14 protein-coding genes are annotated in these 12,526 nt (G+C 61.8%); 8 read left to right on the top strand and 6 right to left on the bottom strand.

The window, feature by feature from the left end; translation table 11 throughout:
* Positions 1 to 8: 8 nt before the first annotated feature.
* Positions 9 to 1,289, bottom strand: a complete 1,281-nt coding sequence (locus V7714_RS17020; protein WP_335710787.1) for a murein hydrolase activator EnvC family protein — start codon at positions 1,287 to 1,289, stop codon at positions 9 to 11.
* 47 nt (positions 1,290 to 1,336) lie between these two features.
* Positions 1,337 to 2,881, bottom strand: a complete 1,545-nt coding sequence (gpmI, locus tag V7714_RS17015) for a 2,3-bisphosphoglycerate-independent phosphoglycerate mutase (protein WP_335710786.1) — start codon at positions 2,879 to 2,881, stop codon at positions 1,337 to 1,339.
* A gap of 135 nt (positions 2,882 to 3,016) precedes the next feature.
* Here gpmI and V7714_RS17010 point away from each other — a divergent pair, with 135 nt between their 5' ends.
* Both V7714_RS17010 and V7714_RS17005 read left to right on the top strand, forming a co-directional pair.
* A complete protein-coding gene (locus V7714_RS17010; protein ID WP_284197462.1) occupies positions 3,017 to 3,325 on the top strand; it encodes an ArsR/SmtB family transcription factor in 309 nt (102 codons plus the stop codon).
* Between the two features lie 256 nt (positions 3,326 to 3,581).
* Positions 3,582 to 4,487: a hydroxymethylglutaryl-CoA lyase gene (locus V7714_RS17005; protein ID WP_335710785.1), complete on the top strand. Its 906-nt coding sequence runs from the start codon at positions 3,582 to 3,584 to the stop codon at positions 4,485 to 4,487.
* On the opposite strand, the gene V7714_RS17000 is transcribed toward V7714_RS17005, so the two are convergent.
* The gene (locus V7714_RS17000; RefSeq protein ID WP_335710784.1) at positions 4,467 to 4,640 is read right to left on the bottom strand and encodes a hypothetical protein; all 174 of its coding nucleotides are present in this window, start codon (positions 4,638 to 4,640) and stop codon (positions 4,467 to 4,469) included. The two genes, V7714_RS17005 and V7714_RS17000, sit on opposite strands and share 21 nt — an antisense overlap.
* A gap of 420 nt (positions 4,641 to 5,060) precedes the next feature.
* On the opposite strand from V7714_RS17000, the gene V7714_RS16995 reads away from it, so the two are divergent.
* From V7714_RS16995 to V7714_RS16985, 3 genes are read left to right on the top strand one after another with little or no spacing between them, the layout of a single operon-like run.
* Complete coding sequence (locus tag V7714_RS16995) at positions 5,061 to 5,405, top strand: STAS domain-containing protein (protein WP_335710783.1); 345 nt, start codon at positions 5,061 to 5,063, stop codon at positions 5,403 to 5,405.
* Positions 5,402 to 6,355, top strand: coding sequence for an MBL fold metallo-hydrolase (locus V7714_RS16990; protein WP_335710782.1), 954 nt, complete (start codon positions 5,402 to 5,404; stop codon positions 6,353 to 6,355). The genes V7714_RS16995 and V7714_RS16990 overlap by 4 nt, the downstream gene beginning before the upstream one ends.
* Positions 6,355 to 8,454, top strand: coding sequence for a CHASE2 domain-containing protein (locus V7714_RS16985; RefSeq protein ID WP_335710781.1), 2,100 nt, complete (start codon positions 6,355 to 6,357; stop codon positions 8,452 to 8,454). Before V7714_RS16990 ends, V7714_RS16985 begins: the two co-directional genes overlap by 1 nt.
* 21 nt (positions 8,455 to 8,475) lie before the next feature.
* On the opposite strand, the gene V7714_RS16980 is transcribed toward V7714_RS16985, so the two are convergent.
* Positions 8,476 to 9,072: an OmpA family protein gene (locus V7714_RS16980; protein ID WP_335710780.1), complete on the bottom strand. Its 597-nt coding sequence runs from the start codon at positions 9,070 to 9,072 to the stop codon at positions 8,476 to 8,478.
* A gap of 1 nt (position 9,073) precedes the next feature.
* The gene (locus V7714_RS16975; protein WP_335710779.1) at positions 9,074 to 9,523 is read right to left on the bottom strand and encodes a FecR family protein; all 450 of its coding nucleotides are present in this window, start codon (positions 9,521 to 9,523) and stop codon (positions 9,074 to 9,076) included.
* Here V7714_RS16975 and V7714_RS16970 point away from each other — a divergent pair.
* The gene (locus V7714_RS16970) at positions 9,522 to 9,986 is read left to right on the top strand and encodes an ATP-binding protein (protein WP_335710778.1); all 465 of its coding nucleotides are present in this window, start codon (positions 9,522 to 9,524) and stop codon (positions 9,984 to 9,986) included. The two genes, V7714_RS16975 and V7714_RS16970, sit on opposite strands and share 2 nt — an antisense overlap.
* Before the next feature lie 15 nt (positions 9,987 to 10,001).
* On the opposite strand, the gene V7714_RS16965 is transcribed toward V7714_RS16970, so the two are convergent.
* A complete protein-coding gene (locus tag V7714_RS16965; protein WP_335710777.1) occupies positions 10,002 to 10,475 on the bottom strand; it encodes a MarR family winged helix-turn-helix transcriptional regulator in 474 nt (157 codons plus the stop codon).
* Between the two features lie 86 nt (positions 10,476 to 10,561).
* On the opposite strand from V7714_RS16965, the gene V7714_RS16960 reads away from it, so the two are divergent.
* Positions 10,562 to 11,704 carry an HPP family protein gene (locus tag V7714_RS16960; protein ID WP_335710776.1) on the top strand — a complete coding sequence of 381 codons (1,143 nt, stop codon included), beginning with the start codon at positions 10,562 to 10,564 and terminating at the stop codon, positions 11,702 to 11,704.
* Between the two features lie 83 nt (positions 11,705 to 11,787).
* A complete protein-coding gene (locus V7714_RS16955; protein WP_335710775.1) occupies positions 11,788 to 12,189 on the top strand; it encodes a YkgJ family cysteine cluster protein in 402 nt (133 codons plus the stop codon).
* Positions 12,190 to 12,526 lie beyond the last annotated feature (337 nt).

The raw sequence follows: 12,526 nt of genomic DNA, 5'->3' as shown, positions 1-12,526 counted from the left end.
TTTACCGGCTATTTCGCCCACACCAATGGGTCGAGGGCCTTGCCAAGATATCTTATCTCGAAGTATATGCCCGATTGCTCGCTGCCACCGCTATTCCCGGTAGTCGCGATGTCATCGCCAGCCCTGACCCGGTCACCAATCTGCTTCATCAGCGCATCGGCAGCCGAATAGACACTCATATACCCGCCACCATGATCCACGATCAGGGTATTGCCAAAGCCGCGCAGCCAGTCGGCAAATACCACCTGACCACCGGCTATCGCCTTCACCCCCTGGCCGGATTGCGAGCGGATGAACACCCCTTTCCACAAGGTGCCTTCGCTACGCGCCGAGCCGAATTTACCCACCACCTCACCACGTGCCGGCAGGCGCAGCTGCCCCTTCAACTCGGCAAAGCGCCGGCCATTGGCGCTGCTATCCGGCAAGGCATCGTTCTGCTTCACCACGGCATCAGGCTTGGCTTCGATCTCCGGCTTGGTCGCAGGTTCACCCTCTGCCTTGGGTGTCACGGGTTCCACCGGCTTCTTGCCAGTCTTGGCCGCACGGGCCAGCCTGGCGGCTTCCTTGGCTTCTGCCAGCTTACGGGCCTTCTCCTTGCGCTCGCGTTCGCGGGCTTCCTTCTGCTCGCGCTCACGTATCATCCGCCCCAGTCTTTCCACCAGGTTGGTCAGGCGTTTCTCGTCTCGCTGCAGCTTGCCAATCTCTTTGCGCTGGGTGCCTATCTCGCTGGCAATCTTCGATAGGACCTCCTGTTTGCTCGCCTGTTCCGCACGCAGCCTGTCGCGTGCTGCCTTGCGGTCTGAGGCAATCTTCTCCAGCTCCTGCTGCTTTTGCCGTATCAGTTCGGCCAGGCCGTTCAACCTGTCCAACTGGGCTTGCAACTCGCCGGAGAGGCGATGCTGCGCCTGGGCGATATAGCGGTAATAGCGCAGATCTCGGGTCAGGCGGTTCGGGTCCTGCTTGTTCAACAGCAGGCGCAGGGCCTCGTGCTCGCCATTGCGCTGACGTGCCCGTATCAGCGCGGCAAGCCGGTTACGGTTGGCCAGCAGGCTATCGTTCACCTGGTTGATGTCGCGGTTGACGCGCGAGAGCTCCGCCTGCGACAGCTGCTGCTGCCGATTGAGCAAGGCGACCGACCGGTTGGCCTCGCTGATGGCCTGTTCCGACTCCTTCAGCGCATCAGCTGCCTCGTGGCGCGTCGCCTCATTGGCCTGCAGCTCCTGCTTGAGGCTGTCTATCTTCTCGCGCAGTTGCTGCAGATCCTCTTCCGGCTGGGCAGCCCAAGCCATGCCGGCCGCCAGTCCGGCCGTCAGCCATAAGGTTACAAGGCGGCGTATCACGCGAATCGGATCAGCGAATGGCCGGTCATCTCGGCCGGTTGAGGCAGGCCCATCATCGCCAGCAGCGAGGGCGCAATATCCTTCAATGCACCTTCATTACCGGGCGCCAGCGTTGCCGGGCGGCCGATATAGAGAAAAGGCACCAGATCGGTGGTGTGCTGGGTATGCGGTTGGCCCGATCCTTTATCCCACATCATTTCGCAATTGCCATGGTCGGCCGTGATCAGCACCTCGCCGCCGGCAGCCTGCATGGCCGCCACACAACGGGCCACACAGCCATCCAGCGCCTCAACCGCCCGAACCGCAGCGGCAAAATTACCGGTATGCCCCACCATGTCGCCATTGGCATAGTTGCAGATGATGGCGGCGTACTGCTTGCTTTCTATGGCCGCCACAATGCGGTCAGTGACATCCACCGCGCTCATTTCCGGTTGCAGGTCATAAGTCGCCACCTTGGGCGACGGCACCAGCACCCTGTCCTCCCCGGCGAACTCCTTCTCTTCGCCGCCAGAGAAAAAGTACGTCACATGCGGGTACTTTTCGGTCTCGGCAATGCGCAACTGCTTCAGGCCCAGGCTGGCAATATACTCACCAAAGCTGTTCTGCACCTTGGGCTTGGTATAGGCCACCGGGTAGGGATACGCCTCGGCATAACTGGTCAGCGTCACATAGCTGGCCAGCTGCGGGCGGCGTGGGCGGGCAAAGCCATCAAAGCCGTCCTCGTTGATGGCCACCGTGATCTCGCGGGCGCGGTCAGCGCGGAAGTTCATGAACACCACCACATCGCCGTCTTCCATCCGGCTGACCTTGCCATCGCGGCGTACCGCCGTCGCCAGGATAAATTCGTCGTTTTCCTCGCGTGCATAGCCTGCCTGCAGGGCAGCCAGCGCCGTCGCCGCCACATGCTCCGCCTCGCCATCGACGATCAGGCGGTAGGCCGGCTCCACGCGCTCCCAGCGCTTGTCGCGGTCCATCACATAGTAGCGCCCAACCACCGAGACAATCTCGGCTCCCGCGCAGGCATCGCATACGGCCTGCAAGCGCTCCAGATAACGCTCGGCGCTACGCGGTGGCGTATCACGCCCGTCCAGGAAGGCATGCACGGCAATGCGCTGCACCCCGGCCTGGTGCGCATCCTTGATCAGCGCATGAATATGGCTCTCGTGGCTATGCACGCCCCCATCCGACACCAGCCCCATCACATGCAGGGTCTTGCCCGATGCTTTGGCGGTCGAGATGGCCTGGGCCAGCACCGGATTTTTTCCCAGTGCGCCGTCGGCTACGTCACAATCCACCCGACTGATGTCTTGTTGCAACACTCGGCCCGCGCCTATGTTGAGATGGCCCACCTCGGAATTGCCGAACTGGCCTGCAGGCAAACCGACATATTGCTCTGACGCATTGATGGTAGTGTACGGGTGCTGGGCCACCAGCTTGTCCCAGTTGGGCTTGCTGGCATGCAGAATCGCGTTGTCTTCACCCTCTAGGCGATGGCCAAAACCATCAAGGATTAGCAGCAGTACGGGGGTCACGGCAGTCATGGGAGTCAGCTGGGCAAGTTCATATCAAGGGCATTTTACCGTGTAGTGCGCGGTTGCGCGGCCACAGGGTGACGTTTAACATGCCGGAGATTAAAGTTTCTTATATTCCAACCGAATAATATTCAGAAGTACGCCATGTCTTATCACCTGATCCAGGACGACGAACAAATCGAGCAGGCTTCCCGCGCGATGAAAGCGATGTCCCACCCCCTGCGCCTCAAGATACTGTGCGTGCTGGGCGAGAACGAAGTAAGCGTGCAGGACATCGTCGACGCAGTCGGGACCTCGCAGAGCAATATTTCGCAACACTTGGCCATCATGCGCGAGAAAGGCGTGTTGCGCACCCGCAAGGATGCCAACCGTGTCTACTATCGCGTGGGCGATCCGCGCACGCTGGAAGTCGTCAGCATGATGCGCGATGTGTTCTGCGGCTTCGCCAAGTAAACCGATACAGCACCCAGACAAGGGCCGCGACCAGCGGCCCTTGTTCGTTGCAGCCCCGCCCTCATGTCAAGACTGGCGGGCCTGGGTCGCCTGCAAAGGCCGTAACACAGCTTCCCGCACAGGGTCCGGCCAAACTGCGAGCGCCTTGCAACAGGTAAAATCAGCTGACCATCGCTGAATGATCCGTCCCCGCCAGCTCAAGTAAACCCCAGTAGCAGGTAGGCGTATTCAGGGATTCACCAGGAGACAACCCAATATGGCCATGCCCAAGCAAGTCAAGATCGTCGAAGTCGGCCCAAGAGACGGCCTGCAGAACGAGAAATCGCCGGTATCCACCGAGGTGAAGCTAGCCTTTATCGACCAGTTGGCCGATGCCGGCCTCAGCGTGATTGAGGCCACCGCCTTTGTTTCGCCCAAGTGGGTGCCGCAGATGGCAGACCACACCGAGGTAATGCGTGGTCTCAAGCGCCGCCCCGGCGTACGTTACCCCGTGCTGGTTCCCAATATGCAGGGCTACGAGGCCGCCCGTGCTGCGGGCGCCGATGAGATAGCGGTATTTGCTGCTGCGTCCGAGGCCTTCTCGCAAAAGAACATCAATTGCAGCATAGCCGAGAGCCTGGCCCGGTTTGCCCCGGTCGTCGAGGCAGCGCGCCGCGATGGCGTTGCCGTGCGCGGCTATGTGTCCTGCGTGCTGGGCTGCCCCTATCAGGGCGACGTACCGCTGGCCGACGTCGTACGCGTGGCCAAGGCACTCTACGATATGGGCTGCTACGAAGTATCGCTGGGCGACACCATAGGGGTAGGTACGCCAGAGAAAGCCCGCCAGATGATTGCTGCCGTCTCGGCAGCGGTGCCGGTAGCCCATCTGGGCGCGCACTTCCACGACACCTGGGGCCAGGCGCTGGCCAATATCTATGCGGTACTGGAAATGGGTGTCGCCACCATAGACAGCTCTGCCGCCGGCCTGGGTGGATGCCCCTACGCCAAGGGCGCCAGTGGCAATGTCGCCACCGAAGACGTGGTGTATATGCTGGACGGCCTGGGAATACAGACCGGGGTGGATCTGGAGAAACTCGCCGCAGCTGGCCGCTTTATCAACGGCCAGTTGGGCAAGGCACTTGCCTCCAAGGCTGCGACAGCCCTAGCGGCCAAGGCGGTCTGAGCGCTGCTCCGCTGCCATGGCCTCATCCAGCGTCAGGAGTCGCAACTGCAGCTCCTGGCGCTGTCTGGCTTGTTCGGTGGCCTGGGCCACAAAAACCGGTTCGCCGATTACCTTTTCATCCTGGCCTGAGGCCATATCAAAGACGGTGATCATCTTGCATCCCTTCTGCGCCCATGGCGCACACTGATCAATCGGCCTTCAACCCGAATATCGGTACATTTACGGCAAAGTTCAATAGCAAATTTGCCACATTGGCCAAAACGTCGGGTGCGCGCGACAAGCGGCAAGTCAAGCACGACCAATGGACAAAGGTTCTACAGCTTTGGCGGCCCCGCCATAAGCCAGGCCGGGCCAACTGATCGCCCCCTGAACATCGCCCTCGGCGGCTCCTCGCCACCCGGCTCTCGCACACCTTGGGCAAGCATCTGGCCGGCCCTTGCGCCAACCCGCACCGTGCCCCTTCCTGCCACCGCTACACGCTGCGTATCAGGCTATAAAGTCCAAATCAGGCACTAGAATAAAACCGTCAGGCAGTACCACGCCCGGCCTTGTCCACGACTACCGGATAGCCTCATGCAATTGCGCGCACAACTGATCGATGGCATCCAGCTGGTAAGCACCCAGGGCCGCATAGACCAGGCCGGTGCCGAACCCTTCTCTGCGGCCCTGTCACCCTATCTGGCCGATTGCTGCGCAGGCCAGCCAGCCATCGTGCTGGATTTCGCTGGGGTCGAGTACATTTCCAGCATAGGCTTGCGGGCGCTGATGCTGGCCCACAAGCAGGCCACAGCCCAGCAAGGCCGCATCGCCATTGCCGCGCTTACGCCCCTGGTGGCCGAAGTCTTTGCCATCAGTCACTTCGATCAGGTGCTCAAGGTCTACCCCACGGTTGCCGATGCGATAGAGGCCTTGCGATGAAAGTCCGCTTCTGGGGCACCCGAGGCTCCATCCCGGTATCCATGACTGCACAAGCAGTACGGGCCAAGTTGATCACAGCGCTTTCGGGGGCGGGCGGTGTGGATTTAAACAGCCACGAGCAGGTGGTCGCCTATGTTGATCAGCTCGACTTCGCTACCGCCGGCTGCTTTGGCGGCCACTCCAGCTGCGTGCAACTGGAGACAGGCGGCGCCGAGCACATCATTCTCGACATGGGCAGCGGCGCCCGCCCACTGGCCGGCCATTACCTGGGGCAGCATGGCGGCAAGCCACAGACCTATCATGTGTTCATGTCCCACCTGCACTGGGATCACATCATGGGCTTCCCGTTCTTTACACCCGCCTATATCCCAGGCAACCAGCTCATCATCCACAGCTGCCACAGCGAAGCGGAATTCGCCTTTCGCCGCCAGCAGGCCGAGCCGTCCTTCCCGGTTGATTTCTCCCTGCTGCGGGCCGATATCCGTTTCAACATCATGGAGCCCGGTCGTGACTACACCGTGGCGGGCCTGACCGTCAGCGCCAAGAAGCAGCGACATGGCGGCGACTCCTATGGCTGGCGCTTTGACGATGGCAAGGCCGTGGTGGTCTACACCACCGATTCAGAGCACGATGTCGGCGATCTGGCCGAGCGCGCCGCCTTTGCCGATTTTTTCCGCCAAGCCGACCTGGTGATCTTCGATGCCATGTACTCGCTGGCTGCCGCCATCTCGGTCAAGGAGGACTGGGGTCACTCGTCCAATATCGTCGGCGTGGAACTCTGTCAATTGGCCCAGGCCAAGCGGCTATGCCTGTTCCACCACGAACCCGCCTATGACGACCTGCAGATCGCCCAGATACTCAACGAAACCCGCCGCTTCGAAGAGCTGACCCGGGAAGGCGCCCCGCTGGAGATACTATCGGCATGGGATGGCCTGGAAGTCGTGCTCTGATGCCGCTACGCAGCGCTGTAGCAACGCTGCTACAGGCCAGGCGGGGCCGCCCGCTGGCGCTATTGCTATTGTTCTTCCTGTTGGGCTTCCAGCAACTGTCGCCGCAAGCTGGCCTGCCCGCCGCTCGCCTGGCCCTGTTCGATCTCTACCAGCACACCTGGCCGCGCCAGCCGCAAGGCCAGCCCGTCACCCTGGTCGAGATAGACGAACCCAGCCTGCAACAGCTAGGCCAATGGCCTTGGCCCCGCAACAAGCTGGCCCGGTTGATAGACGCCATCAATACCCACCGCCCCCTGGCCATCGGGCTTGATCTCTACATGCCCGAGCCGGATCAGACCTCGCCCGCCATGGTGGCCCGCAACCTGCCGGCCAACCAGGCCGGCCTAGCGACCACCCTTGCCGCCCTACCCAGCCATGAAGCCGTACTGGTGCAATCGCTACGATCTGCCCCGGTGGTACTGGGCGCCGCCGGTTTCGACTACCCTACGCTATCCACCACCCAGGGCCTGCGCAGCCAGCCTGTGTTGGTCCAGGGCGGCGACCCGCTTCCGTGGCTGCGCGCCTATCCCTGGGTACTGGCCAGCCTGCCGCAATTGCAGGCGGCGGCCACTGGCCAGGCTGTCCTATCGGTGGACCTGGATGGTGGCATAGTCAGGCGCATGCCGCTGGCTGTCAGCGTCAACCAGCAGCCCGTTCCCTCCCTTGCCATGGAAATGCTGCGCGTCGCCACAGGCGTACCGGCCATCACGCTGGTGGTGGACCAGCAAGGCATACGCGAAGCCCGTGTCGCCGATTTGATCGTCCCTACCTTGCCCAATGGCGAAGTCTGGTTGCCATTTGCACCAGCCCGCCACAGCCGCAGCGTCTCGGCAGCCCAGGTACTGTCTGGCCAGGTCGATCCAAGCGCCCTGCAAGACAAACTGGTGCTGATAGGTATCACCGGCTTTGGGCTGACCGACCTGCGTGCCACGCCGCTGGATGCGCAGGTACCCGGCGTGGAAATCCAGGCGCAGCTGATGGAAAGCCTGATCGCCGGGCAGTTTCTGCAGCGCCCCGTGTGGATGCGCCACCTCGAAGGTAGCGTGTTGCTGCTGGCAGGCTTGCTGCTGATAGCGGCCGCACCGCGTACCCGCCTGCGCTGGCTGATGCCTGGCACCATCGTCCTGTTTAGCCTCATCACCGCTACCGGCTTTGCCGGCTTCCGGTATGGCGGGCTGCTGTTCGATGCGGCCAGCATCCTGATCAGCCTGTGCCTGCTGCTGGGCAGCCTGCTGAGCAGCCGATTTCTCGAGACCGATGCCCAGCGACGGCAGGCGCAGCAAGCCTTGCAGCACGAACGCGAACTGGCCGCCAAGGTCGCGGGCGAGCTGGCAGCCGCACGCCGCCTGCAGCTGGGCTCGCTGCCTTATGCCACCCGGCAATTCCCTGCCGAAACCCGCTTTCAGCTGGCTGCCGTGCTGGAGCCCGCACGCGAAGTCGGTGGCGATCTGTACGATTTCTTCATGCTCGGACCCGACCATCTGTTCTTCATCGTGGGGGATGTCTCGGGCAAAGGCCTGCCAGCCAGCCTGTTCATGGTGGTGGCCAAGGCACTGGGCAAGAGCATTGCGCTACGGGGTGAGGACGACATCACCGCCATCATCGGCCAACTGAACCAGGAGCTGGCGCGCGAAAACCCCGAAACCCTGTTCATTACCGTGGTAGCCGGGATACTGGAGGTAGCGACAGGCAAACTGCATCTGATCAACGCTGGCCACGATGCTCCCTGGCTAAGGTGCACCGATGGTAGGCTGACACAGCTCAAGGGGGCCGGCGGTCCGCCGCTCTGCATACTGGAAGATTTTCCCTACCCCGTACAAACCTACCAACTGGCAGCGGGAGATACGCTCTGCGTGATCACAGATGGCATTACCGAAGCCATGAATGCGCAATCCGAGCTATATGGCATGGCAAGACTGGAAGCCTTGCTGAACAGTATGCCGATTGATGCCCCCCTTGAGCGCATGGTCAGCACAGTACAGGCTGATGTACAGCAGTTTGTCGGTGACGCCCCGCCATCAGACGATCTCACCCTGCTGCTGTTACGCCGTAACCGCTAGCGCAGGCCGCCAGCAGCACCATCAGCGGACTATGATCTCCACCCGCCGATTCAGGCTTTCGGCCACTTCATCTGCCGTCTCGACCGCCGGCTCCCGCTCTCCCCTGCCAGCAATCTCCATGCTTTGTGCCTTGACCCCGCTGTCCAGCAAGCGCTGGCGCACCATGCCCGCGCGGGCCAGCGACAGCGCATCGTTATCCATCTGGCTGCCCACCCGGTCGGTATGCCCGACCACCACAATCTCGGGCACCGGCCGCCGTAGCAGCTCTGCTTTGAGCGCATCCAGTTGCCCAGCCGATTCCGCCGTCAACGCCTCGGCCGATCCCGACAGATAGTAGACCGTGAAAGAAACCGGTCTGGCCGGTAATGCCGCCAGCGTATCGCCATAACGAGCCTGCACACTGGCGCCATCTGCCGTGCTGCCCGTCAATTTGCCATCGGCGCTGGCCTCTGCTGCGGCATAGGGTTGCGCCAACAGCAACTCGCCCTTTGCAGTGCTCAGTTGCACCGCCCCCGCACGGCCATCGGCGCTGGGCAGCAGCACTACCCTGTCGTTGGCCGGCTCATGGTTCAGGGCGATCAGCCAGGTCGCCAGGGTAAAGGGCACAAACAATTCCATCTCAATCTTCCTCGCCGTGCGCTTCGAGTATGAACTCGGTACCCCGCACACCCAGCGTGACTGCCGTAGTACGAAAATGCACAGCATCCGGCGAGGTCTTGGCAATCTTGCCCGAGATTACCGACAAGGTGCCGCGCTTGAGCGTAGCGTCTATCCGCCCCTGATGGGTCGTCGGATTGAACGCATACTGATCCAGCGACAAGCTCGAATTCGCCCCTGCCGACAGCAAGGTATTGTCCCGTAGCGTAATACCCACGCTGCTGGCCGCACCGGTCTGCACCTTGTCGGACTGCATCACGGCAAACCCCGGCCCTGCGGGCAGGCGCTGGCTGCCGCGCACCACCTCCACCTTGCCCTGCGCCGTCTTGATCATGCCGGCAGCCTCACCAGCCCATGCCGGCCAGGCCGCCACCATCGCCAGCACCCCCACAGCTATCACCTTGATATGCATGATGTGCACCTCCATCTACTATCGTATAGCAATGATTCCGCACGCCCGCTGCTTTCCCGCGCAATTCAGCCAACTCCACCCCCTGCAGGACTGGCTGACACAAACATGCCGGGCGCTGGGCCTTGCCCAACAGGAAGCCTTGAGAGCACAACTGGTCGTGGAAGAGCTATTTGCCAACACTGTGCATCATGGTTACGGGCCCGACACCCCTGCCGCACAGGCGCTGGTATGGCTGGAAATCACCCGCCGCGCAGAGGAGGTCGAAATCCGTTACCTGGACGCCGCCCAGCCCTATAACCCATTGCTGCAAGATGCCAATACGGTGGTGCAGGCGGTGGAACACGGACAGGTAGGCGGGGTAGGTTGCCTGCTGGTGAAGTCACTACCCAGTCGATGCCAATATGCCTGGCATGAAGGTAGAAATGTGGTGGCGCTCAGTTTCAGCTGCTTGCCGGGGGCATGACCATCGCCACCACGCTCACCTGGCTCCCTGTTGCCCGGTGTCGTCGCCCGTGTTGTTGAAGCTGGTGATATTGGCCACCTGAAACGTTCCCTGCAGCGCACGCAGCTCCTTTTCATGCAGGCTGGCCAGTCGCTCCAGACAATCCCTGCCCTTGCCGAGCAGGTGCACCTGTACCTGCCGCCTGTCCTCCCCGCCTTTGCGGCGCATCACCCAGCCACCCTGTTCGCAGCGGGTCAGCAGCGCCACCGCGCCATGCGGCTGTATCTGCAAGCGCTCAGCCAGCTCCCCCACCGTTGCCCAGTCTCGGCCCGGAAACCCGCGTACATGCAGCAGCAACTGGTACTGCAGGGAAGTCAGCCCCTCGGCCTTCACGGCCTGCTCGCTAAAGTGCAGAAATCGCCGCAGTTGGTAGCGGAAGGTCGATAGCGCTTCGTATTGGGCTTTCTCAAGCGGAGGCAAGACTGCCGTGGGCGCAGGGGCGTTGTGCATGCCAATAAATATATCACTTCATGATGTATTTATCGTGCCCTACAATGCACCGATTCGGTGCATTCGCACCAGATTGGAGTGCACCCTTGTCGTCGCTGTATCGTTATCTCACCCGCTTTGTGCCCCATCCGCTGGTCATGGATTGGCGGGAACGCTTGTCCAGTTGTCTGGGTGCAGCCATCGGCCTGCTACTGACCGGTTATATGAGTCTCTGGGCGCTGGGGCATATCCATCCCTGGCTGATTGCCCCCATGGGCGCCTCGGCTGTATTGCTGTTTGCGGCCCCCGCCAGCCCCCTCGCCCAACCCTGGAACATGCTGCTGGGCAATCTGGTGTCAGCCCTGATCGGGGTGTTGTGTGCCCAACTCATAGGCACTCAGGGTGGGGTAGGTATACTGGCAGCCGGCCTGGCGTGCGGACTGGCCATTGCCGCCATGCTGCAACTGCGCTGCCTGCACCCGCCGGGCGGGGCAGTGGCGCTCACCGCAGTGCTGGGCGGCCCCACCATTACCAGCCTGGGTTATGGCTTTGCGGTCTGGCCGGTTGCCCTTAACACGGCCTTGCTCCTGCTGGTGGCCCTGGGCTTCAACAGCCTGGCCGGCCGGCGCTACCCGCACCAGCCGTCCCCCGCCGGCAACGGTCACGGCACCAGCGACCCCAAGCCCAGTGCCCGCCTGGGGTTGACATCGGCTGATCTCGATGCCGCCCTGCAAGCGCACCGCGAATGGCTGGATATCGACAAGGGCGATCTGCAAGCCATCTTGCTGGATGCAGAGACACGGGCCTACCGCCGCCGCTTTGGCGATATCCGCTGCCGCGACATCATGTCGCGCGATATCGTGCACCTGACGCCTTCAACCCCCTGCAGCGAGGCCTGGACGCTACTACGCCAGCACCGTATCAAAGCCTTGCCTGTGCTGAATCCGCAAGGACAGGTGCTGGGCATAGTCACCCTGCATGACTTCCTGATCACGCCTGACGGCCAAACCCAGATGCATCCCCAGCAGGAAACGCTGCCGGTAGCTAGCATCATGACAACCCAGGTACTGACCACGCAGGAGGACCAGACCATTACCGATCTGGTCCAGCCGCTATCCGATGGCGGCATGCACCATCTGCCGGTGCTCAACCATGAGGCGCAGTTGGTAGGCATGCTCACACAGTCCGATCTGATTGCGGCCCTGTATCGAGCAGGGCTTGAGTATGCAGGGGCCGGAAAAAACCATTAGCCCATTTGGATTCAAGGACTTTGCCGCAACAGCCGCCCAAATCCGATATAATCCCCGGCCTGCTTCCCTCACCGCCTTACTGCATGACCGCCAAGCCCATACTGTTGCACCATGCCGATCTGGACCGCACCGGAACTTGGCTGAAATACCGCGATGGCATGTGCGATAGCTGCGTGGCCACCTGTTGCACCATGCCTGTCGAGGTCAAGCTGGCTGATCTGGTGCGCATGGGGGTGGTAGATGCCTTTGAGGCCGAGGGCGAGCCGCCCAAGCAGATCGCCAAGCGCCTGATGAAGGCCAGGATCGTGCAGCACTTCAACTTCAAGCACAGCATCTACACCCTCACCCGCCGGGCCAATGGCGATTGCCTGTACCTGGATGCCCAAAGCCGCCGCTGCACCATCTACGCCAAGCGCCCCAATACCTGCCGCAATCATCCACGCATCGGCCCGCGCCCAGGCTTTTGCGCCTATCGCACCCGCTAAGAGCCTGTTCAACGTCTTTTCGCCGCGTCGTTCGCAACCTTGCCGGATGAAGGGCAAGGCGCAAGCCGCGCAGCGGTACGGGTTCCGGTACCGGTACCGTCAGCGGCTTGCAACGCCGCCATTCGCCTGCAAGGCTGCGAACCCGTAGGGCTGAGCTGGAAAACGGCCATTCACTGCGTTGTGGCGCTTGGCAATAACTTGTTATTGCCTGCGCACCACGCCTTGTGCCTGGCCATTTTCCAGATCAGCGACGCGGCGAAAAGACGTTGAACAGGCTCTTAGATACGTCCCTTTCAAGGTCTTTCGAACGTGATCATTTAAACTGCTGATCACACGG

The sequence above is a fragment of the Chitinimonas sp. JJ19 genome (genome assembly GCF_036961565.1).
Lineage (GTDB): Bacteria > Pseudomonadota > Gammaproteobacteria > Burkholderiales > Chitinimonadaceae > Chitinimonas.
Note: the sequence above shows the minus strand (reverse complement) of the source record. Positions and strands in the feature narration are given on the sequence as shown.